Genomic DNA, 16,022 nt, shown 5'->3' on the forward strand with positions numbered 1-16,022 from the left:
CGCACGCGCGTGCATAACGGCCGCAAGGTCATATAAGCCCAGGTGAAGCCGTCAAGGTGGCAAGATTCACTCTCACTCTGTGCCAGTGGCAGGCTCCACGGCTTGACGGGAGTTGAGTCTCGGCGGACTATGGAGAAGTCGCCAGTCGCGCCCACTCATGCCCGGTTCCAGCTTGGTATGAGACATCTGCACCTTAAGAAACACATCCGACGGTGCATAGGTCTGTGCTCATGCGTGCCCTTGAGCATAGATGCGCGGTGCACTGGGCGCGCGTAGCGCCGGCCTCTCCGGCAACGCTTTCCACAAAGAAGAAGCACAGCTTCTCAAGGAGTCACCATGGCGAAGGCCCTCTTCGGCCACGTAGGTGCGGCGCCCGATCGGCGCCTGCTCGACGAGGTCACCCGACTGCGTTCCCGGGTCCAGTCCCTGGAGTTCGAGGTCACCCGCCTGCGGGCGGAAAATGATCGTCTCGCGGCGGCAGCCGCGGAGGCAGACGATTTCGCGCGGCTGACCGAGCCCGCGCTGACCTGAGCTTCGCCGGCCGTCGTGACCCGGCGGCCCCAGCTGTCCCTCGACGCACCCCCCGAGTAAACGGCGCGCCTCCACTCTGTGGCGGCGCGCATCTTTTTGCCCGATTTCCGCGGCTCGGGGTGTTGCGGGTACGGCCACCGGCGCGGGCGGCGGGTAGCCTGCACCAAACGTAGGTACCGCTGACCCCCGGGAAATCCGTGCACCTCAAGAGCCTCACGGTCAAGGGCTTCAAGTCCTTCGCCTCCGCTACGACGCTGCGGCTGGAGCCGGGCATCACCTGTGTGGTGGGCCCCAACGGCTCCGGCAAGTCGAACGTCGTCGACGCCATCGCCTGGGTTCTCGGCGAGCAGGGCGCCAAGGCGTTGCGCGGCGGCAAGATGGAGGACGTCATCTTCGCCGGCACGTCCGGCCGGGCCCCGCTGGGCCGGGCCGAGGTGACGTTGACGATCGACAACAACGACGGCGCGCTCCCGATCGAGTACACCGAAGTCTCGATCACCCGCCGCATGTTCCGGGACGGCGCCAGCGAGTACGAGATCAACGGCAACGCCTGCCGCCTGCTCGACATCCAGGAGCTGCTCAGCGACTCCGGCATCGGCCGTGAGATGCACATCATCGTCGGGCAGGGCCGGCTCGACGCGATGCTGCACGCCAAGCCGGAGGACCGCCGCGCCTTCATCGAGGAGGCGGCCGGCGTCCTCAAGCACCGCAAGCGCAAAGAGAAGGCGATCCGCAAGCTCGACGCGATGCAGGTCAACCTCAACCGGCTGACCGACCTCACGGCCGAGCTGCGCCGCCAGCTCAAGCCGCTCGGCAAGCAGGCCGAGGTGGCCCGGCGCGCGGCCGGCATCCAGGCCGACCTGCGCGACGCCCGGCTCCGGCTGCTCGCCGACGACCTGCACACGTTGCGCACCACCCTCGACAAGGAGATCGCCGACGAGTCGGCGATGCGTGAGCGCCGTCAGCAGGTCGAGGCCGAAAACCGCGAGATCCAGCGTCTGCTGGCCGACCTCGAGCTGGCCCACGCCGAGGACGCGCCGCTGCTCCAGGCCGCCCAGGACACCTGGTACAAGCTGTCCGCCCTCCAGGAGCGCTTCCGCTCCACCGAGCAGCTCGCCACCGAGCGCCTGCGCCACCTCGCGGCCACGCCCGACGAGGAGCGGCCCGGCCGCGACCCCGACCAGCTCGAAGCCGAGTCGGAACGGGTCCGCGAGCAGGAGGAGGAGCTGCGCGAGGCGCTCACCGACGACCAGATGCGCCTGGCCGAGGCGATCGAGCACCGGCAGGATCTCGAGCGTCAGCTCGCCGCGGCCGAGGGCGCCCTGCGCTCGGCGGCCAAGGCGATCGCCGACCGCCGCGAGGGCCTGGCCAAGCTCGTCGGCAACGTGAACGCGGCCCGCGCCCGCACCGAGGGCGCCACCGACGAGATCGAGCGGCTCGCCGCGGCCCACACCGACGCGATGATGCGGGCCGAGGCCGCGCAGGCCGAGGTCGACCTGGTCGCGGCCGAGTCGTCCGAGGCCGACCGTGACAACGTGGAGCTCGACGCCCGGCACGCCGAGGCGGTGGCCGAGCAGGACCGCGCGGCCGCCGTGGTCAGGGAGCTCTCCGACGCCGAGCGGGCCGCCGAGAAGGACGCCGCGAGCTGGAAGGCCCGCGAGGAGGCGCTCGCCCTCGGCCTCCAGCGCAAGGACGGCGCCGGCGCGCTGCTGGCCAAGGGCGCCGAGGTGCCCGGCCTGCTCGGCAGCCTGGCCTCCATGCTCACGGTCCGGCCCGGGCACGAGGCGGCGCTGGCGGCCGCGCTGGGCACGCTGGCCGACTCGGTCGCGCTCTCCGGAGTGGACGAGGCCGTCGAGGCGATGCGCACGCTCAAGATCGCCGATGCCGGGCGGGCCGCCCTCGTGGTCGCCTCGCCGGCCGGCCCGGGTATGCGGGGCACGCTCGACGCGCTGCGGCCCGCGTTGCCGGAGGGCGCGATCTGGGCGCCCGATGTCGTCGACTGTCCCGACACTGTGCGTCCCGCGCTCAATCGGGCGCTGCGTGACGTCGTACTGGTGAATGATCTTCCGGCCGCGGCCGCGTTGATCGCCGGAAACGCGGAGTTGCGGGCGGTCACGCCGGACGGGGACGTCCTCGGGGCGTACGCCGCCGCCGGAGGCTCCGGCAAAGCCTCCAGTTACATCGAGGTCCAGGCCGCGGTCGACGAGGCGAAGGCCCGGCGGGCCGAGGCCGAGGCGTCCATCGGCGAGCTGAAAGCGCAGCTCGCCGACGCCCGGGCCGAGGTGGCGCGCCACAAGGAGGCGGTGAACGTCGCCGCGCAGGCCAAGCGCGCGGCCGAGGGTGAGCGCAACGCGGCCGCCCGGCGGCTGGCCGAGCTCGGCGCCGCCGCCCGTTCGGCCAAGGCCGAGTCGGAGCGCCTGGGCGCCTCCCGGCAGAAGGCCGAGTCGGCCCGCGAGGCCGACCTGATCCGCGTGGCCGAGCTCGAGGAGCGCCTGCGGCTGGCCGAGGCCACCCCGATCGACGAGGAACCGTCCACGGACGAGCGTGACCGCCTGGCCGCGCTGGTGCCCCAGTCACGGCAGAACGAGATGGAGGTACGCCTGGCCGTCCGCACCGCCGAGGAGCGGGTCTCCTCCATCGCCGGCCGGGCCGACTCCCTGCTGCGCCAGGCCAACGCCGAACGGCAGGCCCGCGAGCGGGCGGCCGCCCGCCGTGCGGCCCGGGCCCGCGGCGCCGAGATCGCCCGGGCGGTCGCCCTGGGCGCGGCGGCCGCGCTGGCCCGCGTGTCGGTCTCGCTGGCCGCGGCCATCGAGGTCCGCGACGAGCTGGCCCAGGCCCGCACGGCCCGCGAGGCCGAGCTCCAGGAGGTGCGGGCGAGCGCCAAGCGCTTCGTGGCCGAGCTGGAGCGCCTCACCAACGAGGTCCACCGCGACGAGGTGGCCCGGGCCGAGCAGCGCATGCGCATCGAGCAGCTCGAGGCCAAGGCGGCCGAGGACTTCTCCCTCGACGTCGACACGCTCATCACCGAGTACGGCCCGGAGCAGCTCGTGCCGCCCACCCAGGCCGAGGTGGCCCAGGCCGAGAAGGACGGCAAACCGGTGCCCGAGCCGGTGCCGTTCCACCGGCCCACCCAGGAGAAGCGGTCGAACAAGGCCGAGCGCGACCTGGCCCTGCTCGGCAAGGTCAACCCGCTCGCCCTGGAGGAGTTCGCCGCGCTCGAGGAGCGCTTCAAGTTCCTCTCCGACCAGCTCGAAGACCTCAAGGCCACCCGCAAGGACCTGCTCACCGTGGTCAAGGACGTCGACGACCGGATCCTCGAGGTCTTCGCGTCGGCCTTCGAGGACACGGCCCGCGAGTTCCAGCTGGTCTTCCAGGTGCTCTTCCCCGGCGGTGAGGGCCGGCTGGTCCTGACCGACCCGGAGGACATGCTGACCACCGGCGTCGAGGTCGAGGCCCGCCCGCCCGGCAAGAAGATCAAGCGGCTGTCGCTGCTCTCCGGCGGCGAGCGCTCGCTGACCGCGGTGGCCATGCTCTGCGCGATCTTCCGGGCCCGCCCCTCGCCCTTCTACATCATGGACGAGGTCGAGGCGGCCCTGGACGACGTCAACCTGGGCCGGTTGATTACCCTCTTCCAACAGTTGCGGGAGAAGAGCCAGCTGCTCATCATCACGCACCAGAAACGCACGATGGAGGTCGCGGACGCCCTCTACGGCGTCACGATGCGCTCCGGCGTCACCCAGGTGATCAGCCAGCGCCTCAACCGCGAACCGGAGGACTGAGATGGCGCGCGACCGCGCACGGGCACTGCTGATCGACTTCGACGGCGTGCTGCGCCGCTGGGACCCGGCGCCGATGATCGCGGTCGAGGTGAAATACGGCCTCAAGCCGGCCGCCCTGCTCGAGACCTCGATGTCGTGGGACATCTACCGCCCGGCCATGGCCGGCGAGATCACCGACGCCGAGTGGATGAAGCTGGTCGCCGGCCGCCTGCCCATCGACAGCGCCGCCGAGGCGGTGGCCGAGTGGCAGACGTACCGCGGAGAGCCCGACCCGGACGCCCTCGCCTTCGTCCGCTCGGTCCGGGCCGCCGGCCGCAAGGTGGGCCTGGCCACCAACGCCACCGACCGCCTCGGGGCCGACCTCGAGGCCCTGGCCCTGACCGACGAGGTCGACGTGGTCATCAGCTCCTGGGACATCAAGGTCCACAAGCCCGCACCGGAGTATTTCGAGCGGGCCTGCCAGCTGATCGGCGAACAGCCGAAGCACGTCCTGTTCGTCGACGACGACGACCGCGTCGTCCGGGGCGCCCGGGCCGCCGGCCTCTCCGCCTATCGCTGGTCCGGACCTCAGCACGTCGACTATCTGCGCCGGGCCCTCGACCTGCCGGAGGCCTGACCCCTCAGTCGCCCGTGCGCCCGTCGATCCGTTCGCGGATCAGGTCGGCGTGGCCGTTGTGGCGGGCGTACTCCTCGATCATGTGCAGGTAGACCCAGCGGAGGCTCCGGCGGCCGCGGGCCGTGTCGAACTCGTGGTCGAGGGGCAGGGGAGCGGCGGCCCGGTCGGCGTCGGCGCAGGCCTGATCGAAGCGGGCGAGGTCGGCCTCGGCGTCGGCGGTCGCGACGTCGTCGAAGTCGCCGTCGGGGTTGTCCTCGGAGTTGTAGGGCGAGCCGACGGTGTGGTCGCTGGCCGCTCGCCAGCGGAACCACACGCGCTCGACGTCGGTCATGTGCCGCACCAGGCCCAGCAGGGTGAGGTTCGACGGCTCGGCCGAGGCCAGCTTGAGCTGCTCGGCGGTCAGGCCGGCGCATTTGGTGAGCAGGGTCTGGCGGTGCCAGTCGAGCCAGCCCTGGAGCATCGGGCGTTCGGGGCCGGTCAGGGGCTCGCCCGTGCGGTCGGGCGGCGGCGCTGTCCAGGTCATTTCGGGTACGTCACCTCGGCTACCTCGAAGAGTGTTCCGTCTTTTTCTGTGCCCTCGACCCGCACCGTCGCTTTCGGGCCGTCGAGGCGCAGGGTGCTGATCGCGTTTCCGAAGTACGGGCCGGCCAGCCGCTTCCAGCGCCAGGCCGGCTTGTCGACGCCGGCCGAGCGGGCCAGGCCGCGGACGCCCTTGGCGGCGGCCCGGGACCAGCTGAAGCGCATCAGGGGGCGCATGAAGGCCGGCACCTGGTTGTGGACGGGGGAGCAGGTCAGCTGCATGACCGGCGTGGTCACCCCGGTGCCGAAGTCGGCCTCGGCCACGTACGAGTGGTGGACGTCGCCGGAGAGGACGCTGATGGACGCCGGAGCGGCGTAGGCGCCCCCGGCGCCGACCCGGTGGGTGGGCGCGCCGGTGCCGCCCTCGCCCAGGCGGCGGAAAAGCTCGCCCAGGGCGTTGAAGGAGCGGCTGAAGGCGGCCCAGTGTTCCAGGTCGACGGCGCGGCGCAGCTTTTCGGCGGCGGCGCTCACCCGGGGCGAGGAGGAGTCGGCCGTGCGCTCGTTCCACGCCTCGAGGTGGTGGATGGCGGGTGGCATCAGCCAGGGCAGGGAGGAGCCGACGACCAGATGGTCGTACGAGCCGTGGGCCTGGTCGATGAACCAGTTCCACTCCTGTGCGGGCAGCATCTCGCGGCGGCCGGGGGTCAGGACGCGGCTGCACCGGTTGTCGAGCATCACCAGGCGGGTGCGGCCGATGTCGAGGGCGTAGCTCCACTGGTACGGCTGTTCGCCCGTGTCGAGGGAGCGGCCGAACTCGTGCAGCAGGTCGGTGGCGTCGTCGACCGTGGTGATCTTCTGGAAGAGCTGGTCGGCGGCCAGATCGTCGGGGCTCATGTTGCCCAGGTGCTGGTAGACCCAGTAGGACGCGAGGCCGCCGGTGATCCGCTCGGTCCACCACGACTGTTCCGCCATGTCGGCCCGCCACGAGGCCGAGGTGTTCCAGTCGTCGATCAGCTCGTGGTCGTCGAAGATCATGACGGTCGGCACGGTGGCGAACAGCCAGCGGACCTCGGGGTCGCGCCACGACTCCAGGTAGAGCTTCGTGTATTCGTCGAACGTGACGACCTGGTCGGACGGGCCGTCGTGGCCGGCCGCGCGGCGGCGCCGGAGGAAGCGCTTGACCTTGGCCGAGGTCTTGTCGGCGTACACCTGGTCGCCGAGCAGGACGATCAGGTCGGGCCGCAGCTCCGGGTTCTGCGGGTCCTTCATCAGCCGGCGGGCGTACGCGTCGAGGGCGTCCGGCGGGAGACGGCGGCCGGTCGCGTGCGGGGTGGCCTCGCGGCAGGAGCCGAAGATCAGGCGGACCGGCGTGGCGTCGTCGTCCTCGGGGCGGGTCCGGATGACCGGCGGCGGATACGTCGACTCGGCCGAGGGCCAGACCACGCGATCGTCCAGGAGCACGGTGTACGCGCTGGCGGCGCCCCGGCGGAGGCCTTCGACGACCACGAGCGCGTAGTGATGCCCGTACGCGGTGAAGGTGGGCGCCGAGCCGGAACCGCCGCCGTCGGCCTCGACACGCACGTAGGCCGGCTCGGTCGTCTCGACCCAGACGGTGGCACGGTCGCCGACGACGCGGCGCAGCAACGGGCCGATGAGCAGGTGGGCAGTCACCGGGTGGGGGTCCTTAAGCGCTCAGGGAAGGGGGCGTCCCATCTTCCTGCACGAGGGCCCGGGGCCGCCACTGCACGGGCGACGCCACGGCCGGACGGCTCATCTGTCAGGATTTCCGCATGGAATACGTGGTCGCCGCAGTAATCCTGCTCGTCGTCCTGATCGCCGGCGCGGTCGGCCTGGTCGTGCCGCGCATGCGCCGCCGGGAGCTCCCCCCGCAGGGCGGGACCACGACGCTGGAGAAGCCCGCCGTCGACGAGCAGGCGCCGCCCGTGGTGGTGCCCCCGGTCCGCGACGAGGAGCTGCCCCCGCTGATCGTGGCGGAGCCGCCGGTGGCCGAGCCGGTCGAGGTGAAGCCGGAGATCGAGCAGCCCGAGCCCACGGCCGGCCGCCTGGTCCGGCTCCGGGCCCGCCTCTCGCGCTCGCAGAACATGTTCGGCCGGGGCCTGCTCAGCGTGCTCTCCCGCGACCACCTCGACGAGGACGCCTGGGAGGAGATCGAGGACACCCTGATCACCGCGGACGTCGGCGTCGAGGCCACCCAAGTCATCGTCGAGCGGCTGCGTGAGCGGGTCCGGGTGCTCGGCACCCGCACCGCGGCCGAGGTGCGCGCGCAGCTGGCCGAGGAGCTGACCGCCGCCCTCGAGCCCGACATGGACCGCACCCTCAGGACGGCGCCGCACGACGGCCGCCCCGGCATCATGATGGTGGTCGGCGTGAACGGCGCCGGCAAGACCACGACCTGCGGCAAGATCGGCCGCGTGCTGATCGCGGACGGGCGCAGCGTGCTCTTCGGCGCGGCCGACACCTTCCGCGCGGCCGCCGCCGAGCAGCTCTCCACGTGGGGCGAGCGGGTCGGCGCCGAGACCGTGCGCGGCCCCGAGGGCGCCGACCCGGCCAGCGTCGCGTTCGACGCGGTCAAGCGGGGCATCGAGGTCGGCGTGGACACCGTGGTGATCGACACCGCCGGCCGCCTGCAGAACAAGGTCGGCCTGATGGACGAGCTCGGCAAGGTCAAGAGGGTCGTCGAGAAGCACGGCCCGGTCGACGAGACGCTGCTGATCCTGGACGCCACAACCGGGCAGAACGGACTCGAGCAGGCCCGCGTGTTCACTGAAGTGGTGGACGTTACCGGTGTGGTCCTCACCAAGCTGGACGGCACCGCGAAGGGCGGAATCGTCATCGCTGTCCAGCGCAAGCTGGGCATTCCGGTCAAGTTGGTGGGTCTGGGCGAGGGTCCGGACGACCTTGCCCCGTTCGAGCCGGCCGCGTTCGTGGAAGCATTGCTTGGGGGCGCCGCGTAGTCTCGGGGGAGACATACGGGGCGGGGAGGGTGTTGGTGACGCAGGAGCCGGTGCGGGAGATCCCGCTCCACGGCGGCAACGTCAGCACGGTCTCGCGCGTCGGCGACACCGTGCGGCGCAACGCCGGACCGTGGACCCCGGCCGTGCACGGGCTCCTCAACCACCTCGAGCGGGTCGGTTTCACCGGCTCGCCGCACGCCCTGGGCATGGACGAGAAGGGCCGCGAGGTCCTCTCCTACCTCGACGGCGAATGCGGCGAATATCCGCTGGCGCCGCATTGGGTGACCGAGGAGGCCCTGGTCACCGTCGCGACCATGCTGCGCATGTTCCACGACGCGCAGTACGGCTTCGTGCCGCCGCCCAACGCGGTGTGGCGCTCGTTCGGCCCGCCGCCGCCGGACACCGAGGTGATCTGCCACCACGACGCCGCGCCGCACAACGTGGTCTGGCGCCCCGACGGCACCCTGGCCCTGATCGACTTCGACCTGGCCTCGCCGGGCGCGCGCATCTACGACGTGGCCTACGCGGCCTGGACCTGGGTGCCCCTGTTCAGCGACCGCGACTCGTACACCCTGGGCTGGAAGAGGCCGAACCGGCCGCGCCGCCTGCGGCTGTTCGCCGACGCGTACGGGCTCATCCCCCGCGACCGGCACCGGCTGGTCCGGACGATCCGCAAGAGGATCGTCGACCACGTCGAGGGCATCCGGCGCATGGCGGCCGCCGGTGACCCGGCCTTCGTCCGCATCGTGCACAAGGGCCACCTGCGACGACCCATGCGTGATCTTCGATTGCTCGACTACGAGCGTCACACGCTCGAATACGCTCTTCGCTGATTCCGGCAATCCGCCCTTACGGGCTGTGAGAGTTTCTTCACACGTACGAAACAACCCGTCACGCGCCGGAAATCGCGCGTAGACCGTGCGTGAAACAGCGGAACGGAAGGCTCCCGTCATCAACCGGCCGATGGGGCGACGCTGCTCTGAGGGTCGTGTACGAGGACACCTTCATTCCGAGAGGAGGCAGCGTGGAGATCGATACCGGCAATACCGCCTGGTTGCTCCTGTCGTCTGCGCTCGTTTTGCTCATGACCCCGGGCCTGGCGCTGTTCTACGGTGGCCTCAACCGGTCCAAGGGCGCCCTGAACATGATGATGATGAGCTTCTCGAGCATCGGCATCGTGTCCGTGCTCTGGGTGCTCTACGGCTTCACCCTCGCGTTCGGCTCGAACGACGGCGAGGGCCTCAACAAATTCATCGGCAGCTTCACCCAGTACTTCGGTACCGGCACCAGCTGGGCCGGTGACATCTGGCTCGAGACCGGCATCCCGGTCTACGTCTTCATGGCGTTCCAGATGATGTTCGCGATCATCACCGTCGCCCTGATCAGCGGCGCGCTCTCCGACCGCTTCAAGTTCGGCGGCTGGGTGCTGTTCGCGATCGGCTGGTTCACCATCGTCTACGTCCCGGTCGCGCACTGGGTCTGGGGCGGCGGCTGGATCGGCGCCAACCTCAAGGCGCTCGACTTCGCCGGTGGCACGGCGGTGCACATCAACGCCGGAGCGGCGGCTCTCGCGGTCGCGATCGTGCTCGGCAAGCGCATCGGCTGGCCGCGCGAGAACATGCGCCCGCACAACGTGCCGTTCGTCGCCCTCGGCGCCGGCCTGCTCTGGTTCGGCTGGTTCGGCTTCAACGCCGGCTCCGAGCTGACCGTCGACAGCACCACCGGTGTCGCCTTCGTCAACACGCAGGTCGCCACGGCCGCCGCGCTGCTCGGCTGGATCATCGTGGAGTGGCTCCGCGACGGTAAGCCGACCCTGGTCGGCGCGTCCTCGGGCGCGGTGGCCGGCCTGGTCGCCATCACCCCGGCCTGTGGTTTCGTGGCCCCGCTGCCGGCCGCGCTCATCGGCATCATCGCCGGTGCGCTCTGTGCCCTGGCCGTCGGCCTGAAGTACAAGCTGGGCTACGACGACTCGCTCGACGTGGTCGGCGTCCACTTCGTCGGCGGCTGGATCGGCTCGCTGGCCATCGGCTTCTTCGCCACCACCCAGGTCAACGGCGCCATCACGGACGGCCTCGGCGCCAGCGAGGGCCTGTTCTACGGCGGCGGCTTCACCCAGCTGGGCCGGCAGTTCGTCGGCAGCGCGGCCGTCACGGTCTACTCCTTCGTGATCGCCCTGGTGCTCGCGCTGATCCTCAAGGCCGTCAAGCTCGGCCGGGTCAGCGAGGAGGCCGAGGTCGGCGGCATCGACATCGCGGACCACGGCGAGACCGGTTACGACCTCACGCCCGCGGCGGGCTCGGGCGGTGGCGGCGCGTTCGCCATGGCCGGCCTCAAGCCGGGACAGGGTGTCGACGCTGACGGCAAGGCCGACGTCAGCCAGAAGGTCGCCGGTTAGATAAGACCATGACTGCTCCGAGAGAGGGACTGAGCATGAAGCTGGTGACCGCGGTCATCAAGCCGTACCAGCTCGACGCGGTGAAGGAGGCCCTGCACGCTCTGGGGGTGACCGGACTGACCGTGAGCGAGGTACAGGGCTACGGACGGCAGAAGGGCCACACCGAGGTGTACCGGGGCGCCGAGTACACGGTGGAGTTCCTGCCGAAGATCAAGGTCGAGGTGGTGACCGACGAGATCGACGTCGACAAGATCGTCGACGCCATCGTCACCGCGGCCAAGACCGGCAAGATCGGTGACGGGAAGGTCTGGGTGACCTCGGTCGACGAGGTGATCCGGGTCCGCACCGGCGAGCGCGGCCTCGACGCGCTCTGAGAGCACAGAATTAGATGACACGCATGACCAGCGAGCCGCCGGCGCCACCCTCGGTGCCCGCCGGCGGCTCGCCGGCCAAGCTTCGCGAGCACATCGGCGCCGCCGCCCGTGACGAACGGGCCGCGGCGCTCGACGCTTGGCTGACCGGCATGTTCCCCGCCCACCTGCCCGGCGTGAGTCTCGTCGCCGTGGGCGGGCTGGGCCGGCGCGACTGCGCGCCGTACAGCGATCTCGACCTCGTGCTGCTGCACAACGGCGCGGCCGGCATCGACCGGATCGCCGCCTCGCTCTGGTATCCGATCTGGGACGCCCGGCTCGGCCTCGACCACTCCGTGCGCACCCTGCCGGAGGCGCTGTCGGTCGCGCACGACGACGTCAAGGTCTCCCTCGGCCTGCTCGACGCCCGGCACGTCGCCGGCGACGCGAGCCTGAGCGCCGACCTGATCGCGGCCGCCTCGGACCAGTGGCGCCGCACCGCCGTACGGCTGCTGCCCCAGCTCAAGGAGCTGACCACCGCCCGCTGGGCGAGCCACGGCGAGCTGGCCTTCCTGCTCGAGGGCGACCTCAAGGAGGCGGCCGGCGGGCTGCGCGACGTGACCATCCTGCGGGCCATCGGCCGGGCCGGGGTCGCCGACACCATGCGACCGGCCGTCCGCGCCGCCCACCTGCGGGTCCTCGACACCCGCGACGCCCTGCACCTGGCCGTGGGCCGCCGGGTCGACCGGCTGGTCGCCCAGGAGCGGGCCGCGGTGGCCGAACTGCTCGACCTCGACGACGGCGACGCGCTGCTGCGCCGGGTCGCGGGCGACGCCCGGACCATCGCGCACGCCCTGGACGACGCCTGGCGCGCGGCCGACCGGCTGCGCGGCCGCCGGCGGGGCCAGCCCGGCGGAGTCTCCACCCGTCGCCCGGTCGCCCGCGACGTCGTCGAGCAGGACGGCGAGCTGGTGCTCGCCCGCACCGCCATCGGGCCGGTGCCCGACCCCAGCCTCTCCCTGCGGGTGGCCGCCGCGGCCGCCACCGTGGGGCTGCCGATCGCCCGGGCCACCAGCGAATGGCTGGCCGCCTTCTGCCCGGCGCTGCCGAACCCGTGGCCGCCGCAGGCGCGGGCCGCCCTGGTCTCGCTGCTCGGCTCCGGGCCCGGCCTGCTGCCGACCTGGGAGGCCTGCGACCGCTACGGGCTGACCGACGCCTGGCTGCCCGAGTGGGCCCGGCTGCGCAGCCTGCCCCAGCACCACCCGATCCACCGGTACACGCTCGACCGGCACCTCGTGCAGGCCGCGTACGAGGCGACCGCCTATGCCCGCGAGGTCGAGCGACCGGACCTGCTGCTGATCGGCGCTTTCCTGCACGACGTCGGCAAGGGCCTGCCCGGCGACCACAGCGTGGTCGGCGCGCCGATCGCGGCCGCCATCGCCGCCCGGATCGGCCTGCCCGAGGCCGACGTGGCCACCATCGAGAAGCTGGTCCGGTTGCACCTGCTGCTGCCCGATGTGGCCACCCGGCGCGACCTGAGCGACCCCAAGACCATCTCGACGGTGGCCGAGGCGGTCGGCGACGCCGGCACCCTGGACCTGCTGCACGCGCTGGCCCGGGCCGACTCGCGGGCCACCGGGCCGGCGGCCTGGTCGGACTGGAAGGGCCGGCTGATGGCCGAGCTGGTGAGCCGGGTGCACACCCGGCTCGACACCGGCGGGCTGCCCGAGCCGCCGGCGCCCGATCCCGAGCTCCTGGAGGGCGGCCTGCCCGCCGTGCACCTGGACGGCGACCGGGTCGCGGTGGCCGCGGCCGACCGCCGGGGCCTGCTCGGTCAGGTGGCGGCGTGCCTGGCCATGCACCGGCTGGACGTGGTCGGCGCGAACACCGTGACGGTGGACGGCCGGGCGATCGTGGAGTTCCTGACCCAGCCGCGCTTCGGCAGCCCGTACGACCCGGTGGCCCTCGCCGCCGATCTGCGGCGGGTGGCGGCCGGGGACGTCTCGGTGACCCAGCGGGTGCGGGCCCGGGCCATGAGCGCGCGGGGCGGCACAGCCTCGCCGCGAGTGGTGTGGCAGCGCGGCGCGGCCACCGGCGCGGCGATCCTCGAACTGCGGGCGGCCGACTCGGCCGGGCTGCTCTTCCGGGTGGCGACCGCCCTCGACGAGGCGGGCGCGGACGTGCGCGCGGCCCGCATCTCCACGCTGGGCGGCGACGTCGTGGACGCGTTCTACCTGGTCGGCTCGTGGGCCGACGAGGCCGAGCGGGACCGGGTGGGCGCGGCGGTGCTGGCGGCGGTCTGAGGGCCCGTCACCGCTTCTGGGCCGCGTCCGTTGGTCCCGGCATGCACCAGCCATCCGGCCTGCTCGATGATCATGTGCAGGCGATCGGTCCCCGACTGCGTCTCGCGTTGACCGCCACGGCCGTCCGCAACCGCTCCCTCGACGCCCGGGTGCTGCTCGCCCGGGCCGCCCTCGGCCCGCACGGCACCCTGGACGAGCTCGTCGAGGCCGCCCGGCGGGGCGACCGGCGGTGGCTGCGCCGGCGCCGCCGAAAAATCGATGCGTCACTGGTCGCCGCGGTCGCGCAGAGCCTGGTCCTGGATTCGGGGCCGGAGGACGCCCTGGCCGTCTTCGAGCTGGCCCGGCGGGCGCTGGGCGCGCGGGCGCTCTCGCCGGCCGGCCAGCTCCTGCACGCCCAGCTCGCGCTCGCCCACGAGGGCCCCGAGCGGGCCCGCAAGCTGCTGCGGCGCTACCGGAAGATCGGCGAGCCGGCCCGCAGGAGCCTGGTGGCCGACCTGCTCAACCCGTTCGTGACCGATCGGGCGGCCGAGCCGTGGCTGACCGCTTTCGGCTCGCTGCTGCCCGCACCGTCCTTCACGCTCGGGGAGGGGGCCACGCCGTTCGACAAGATCGTCGCGGCGGAGGCCGCCAAGGTCGAGGGGCCCCACCGGATCTCGGTGGTGCTCACCTCCTATCGCCCCGACCGGGGCCTGATCACCGCGGTCCGGTCGATCCTGGCCCAGAGCTGGGCCAACACCGAGGTGATCCTCGTCGACGACGCCTCGCCGTCGGAGTTCGGCTCCCTCCTGGACGAGGCGGTGGCGCTCGGCGACCGGGTGCGGCTGCTCAGGATGCCGGTCAACTCCGGCACGTACGCGGCCCGCAACGCCGGGCTCGACGCGGCCGGCGGCGAGTTCGCCACCTTCCAGGACTCCGACGACTGGTCCCACCCGCGCCGGCTCGAGCTCCAGGTGCGGCCGCTGATCGACGACCGGCGGCTGGTCGCCACCACCTCGGACGGGCTCTCGGTCACCGACCAGCTGCTGTGCACCCGTCCCGGCGTGCGCAGCGGCCGGTTCAACCCGTCCTCGCTGCTGATCCGGCGCGGCACGGTGCTGCGCACGGTCGGCTACTTCGACCGGCTCCGCAAGGCCGCCGACTCCGAGTACATCGGCCGGATCCAGGCCGCCTTCGGCGCCGGGCGGGTACGCCACGTCGACTCCAAGCCGCTGGCCCTGATCCGGCTGTCGGACGGCTCCCTGTCGCGCTCCGAGATCCGTGCACAGTGGATGCACCCGGCCCGTACCGCCTACATGTCGGCCTATCAGCGCCACCACCAGCTCATCGCGACCCGCCGGGCCAGCGCCTTCCGCCCGGCCGACGGCGCCGACCGCCCGTTCCCGGCGCCGGACCACCTGCTCGGCACGGTGCGCGACCGCCGCTACGACGTGGTCATGGTGGCCGACTGGCGTTTCCTGGAGAGCACCCAGCGCACGGCCCTGGACGAGATGCGCGCCCTCACCACCGGCGGGCTGCGCGTGGCGCTCACGCAGATCGACTCGCTGCGCGCGGTCTACCAGCGCCGGATGCCGGCCTGCGCGCCGGTGCAGGACCTGGTGAACGACGGCGTGGTCGACTGGCTCGCGCCGGACGAGAGCGCCGAGACCGCTCTGCTGATCGTGCGCCAGGCCGCGGTCCTCCAGTTCACCGGCGGTCTCGCCAGTGGGATCCGGGCCGGCCGGACCGTCGTGGTGGCGGATCGTGCCCCGGCCCGGGCCGACGGATCGGATCAGCGGTACGACCCGGCGATGTGCACGGCCGCGGCCCGTCGTCTCTTCGGGCCGGACCCCGTCTGGGTTCCGCAGGACGACGGGGTGCGGGCCTTGACGCGTACGGAAATCGCGCCCTTGAATCTGCCCCTCGCTCTCGCCCCGGCGGGCTGGGTGGCCGACCGGACCACGGCCGCGCCCGGCCCGGCCATCGTCGGCGCCGACCTGTGCGACACCGCCTGCTGGCCCTCGGCCGCCGCCGAGAGCCTGGCCGTCTTCGGCCGGCTCCCCACGGCCGACGTCCGGATCCGGCTGCCCGACCGGCCGGCCGGTGAGACCGCCGTCGCCCTCGCGCCGACCTGGCTCGGCTATCAGCCGGCCGACCTGGGACCACGCCCGTTCCTGCACCAGCTCGACTTCTACCTGCACTTCCCGCCGCGCGAGTCGGCCGAATGGTATTCGCGGCCGGCGATCGAGGCGGCGCAGACCGGCTGCGTGGTGGTCATGCCGGAGAGGTACGCGCCGCTCTACGGCGACGCGGCCGTCTATTGCGCGCGGTCGGAGGTCGAGCCGCTGGTCGCGCGCTACCGGGCCGATCCGGCCCTGTTCGCCGAGCAGAGCCGGCGTGCCCGCGCGGTCGCCACCGGCGCGACCGATCCGGCGGCGTTCGTCGACTGGGTCCGGCAGGCGTTGCCGCTGGCGGTCGCGTAACGACCCGGCCGATGCCCGCGTTACCCCGATGTGTGGGCGACCAAGGAGATCATCAGGCGCAGGCTCCGCCGCCGGGCCCGGCGGTACGCGAACCG

Annotated in this window: 11 protein-coding genes; 9 read left to right on the forward strand and 2 right to left on the reverse strand. The window is 72.5% G+C overall.

Features of this window, described 5'->3' with window-relative positions:
* Nucleotides 1–336 precede the first annotated feature (336 nt).
* From ACFY36_RS27845 to ACFY36_RS27855, 3 genes are all read left to right on the forward strand, one after another.
* The gene (locus ACFY36_RS27845) at nucleotides 337–531 is read left to right on the forward strand and encodes a hypothetical protein (protein WP_097318386.1); all 195 of its coding nucleotides are present in this window, start codon (nucleotides 337–339) and stop codon (nucleotides 529–531) included.
* A gap of 197 nt (nucleotides 532–728) precedes the next feature.
* A complete protein-coding gene (gene smc / locus ACFY36_RS27850; RefSeq protein WP_499748864.1) occupies nucleotides 729–4,310 on the forward strand; it encodes a chromosome segregation protein SMC in 3,582 nt (1,193 codons plus the stop codon).
* A 1-nt stretch (nucleotide 4,311) separates the two neighbouring features.
* The gene (locus ACFY36_RS27855; protein ID WP_499748865.1) at nucleotides 4,312–4,926 is read left to right on the forward strand and encodes an HAD-IA family hydrolase; all 615 of its coding nucleotides are present in this window, start codon (nucleotides 4,312–4,314) and stop codon (nucleotides 4,924–4,926) included.
* A gap of 4 nt (nucleotides 4,927–4,930) precedes the next feature.
* Here ACFY36_RS27855 and ACFY36_RS27860 read toward each other — a convergent pair whose 3' ends face one another.
* Together ACFY36_RS27860 and ACFY36_RS27865 are read right to left on the reverse strand one after the other, a co-directional pair.
* Nucleotides 4,931–5,449, reverse strand: coding sequence for a DinB family protein (locus ACFY36_RS27860; protein WP_499748866.1), 519 nt, complete (start codon nucleotides 5,447–5,449; stop codon nucleotides 4,931–4,933).
* Nucleotides 5,446–7,116: an alkaline phosphatase D family protein gene (locus ACFY36_RS27865; protein WP_499748867.1), complete on the reverse strand. Its 1,671-nt coding sequence runs from the start codon at nucleotides 7,114–7,116 to the stop codon at nucleotides 5,446–5,448. The genes ACFY36_RS27860 and ACFY36_RS27865 overlap by 4 nt, the downstream gene beginning before the upstream one ends.
* Nucleotides 7,117–7,235: 119 nt before the next feature.
* Between ACFY36_RS27865 and ftsY the strand changes: the two genes are divergently transcribed.
* The 6 genes from ftsY to ACFY36_RS27895 all read left to right on the forward strand — a co-directional run bounded on the left by ftsY (nucleotide 7,236) and on the right by ACFY36_RS27895 (nucleotide 15,927).
* On the forward strand, nucleotides 7,236–8,420 hold the full coding sequence (gene ftsY, locus ACFY36_RS27870) for a signal recognition particle-docking protein FtsY (protein WP_499748868.1): 1,185 nt from the start codon (nucleotides 7,236–7,238) through the stop codon (nucleotides 8,418–8,420).
* Between the two features lie 35 nt (nucleotides 8,421–8,455).
* Entirely contained in the window at nucleotides 8,456–9,253 is a 798-nt protein-coding gene (locus ACFY36_RS27875; RefSeq protein WP_097318764.1) for a phosphotransferase, read from the forward strand.
* A gap of 191 nt (nucleotides 9,254–9,444) precedes the next feature.
* Nucleotides 9,445–10,815 (forward strand): ammonium transporter, encoded by a 1,371-nt coding sequence (locus tag ACFY36_RS27880; protein ID WP_499748869.1) that lies wholly within the window; start codon nucleotides 9,445–9,447, stop codon nucleotides 10,813–10,815.
* Between the two features lie 35 nt (nucleotides 10,816–10,850).
* Nucleotides 10,851–11,189, forward strand: a complete 339-nt coding sequence (locus ACFY36_RS27885; RefSeq protein WP_097318397.1) for a P-II family nitrogen regulator — start codon at nucleotides 10,851–10,853, stop codon at nucleotides 11,187–11,189.
* Nucleotides 11,190–11,203: 14 nt separating this feature from the next.
* Entirely contained in the window at nucleotides 11,204–13,468 is a 2,265-nt protein-coding gene (locus ACFY36_RS27890) for a [protein-PII] uridylyltransferase (protein WP_499748870.1), read from the forward strand.
* Nucleotides 13,469–13,509: 41 nt separating this feature from the next.
* Nucleotides 13,510–15,927, forward strand: a complete 2,418-nt coding sequence (locus ACFY36_RS27895) for a glycosyltransferase (RefSeq protein WP_499748871.1) — start codon at nucleotides 13,510–13,512, stop codon at nucleotides 15,925–15,927.
* Nucleotides 15,928–16,022 lie beyond the last annotated feature (95 nt).

Source organism: Actinoplanes sp. NPDC000266, from assembly GCF_042899005.1.
GTDB lineage: Bacteria > Actinomycetota > Actinomycetes > Mycobacteriales > Micromonosporaceae > Actinoplanes.

Excerpts from the sequence above, each read along its gene's own strand:
- ACFY36_RS27895 (WP_499748871.1), top strand. The coding sequence starts at position 13,510 with ATGCACCAGCCATCCGGCCTGCTCGATGATCATGTGCAGGCGATCGGT.
- ACFY36_RS27845 (WP_097318386.1), top strand. The coding sequence starts at position 337 with ATGGCGAAGGCCCTCTTCGGCCACGTAGGTGCGGCGCCCGATCGGCGC.
- ACFY36_RS27885 (WP_097318397.1), top strand. The coding sequence starts at position 10,851 with ATGAAGCTGGTGACCGCGGTCATCAAGCCGTACCAGCTCGACGCGGTG.
- ACFY36_RS27855 (WP_499748865.1), top strand. The coding sequence starts at position 4,312 with ATGGCGCGCGACCGCGCACGGGCACTGCTGATCGACTTCGACGGCGTG.
- ACFY36_RS27890 (WP_499748870.1), top strand. The coding sequence starts at position 11,204 with ATGACACGCATGACCAGCGAGCCGCCGGCGCCACCCTCGGTGCCCGCC.
- ACFY36_RS27860 (WP_499748866.1), bottom strand. The coding sequence starts at position 5,449 with ATGACCTGGACAGCGCCGCCGCCCGACCGCACGGGCGAGCCCCTGACC.
- ftsY (WP_499748868.1), top strand. The coding sequence starts at position 7,236 with ATGGAATACGTGGTCGCCGCAGTAATCCTGCTCGTCGTCCTGATCGCC.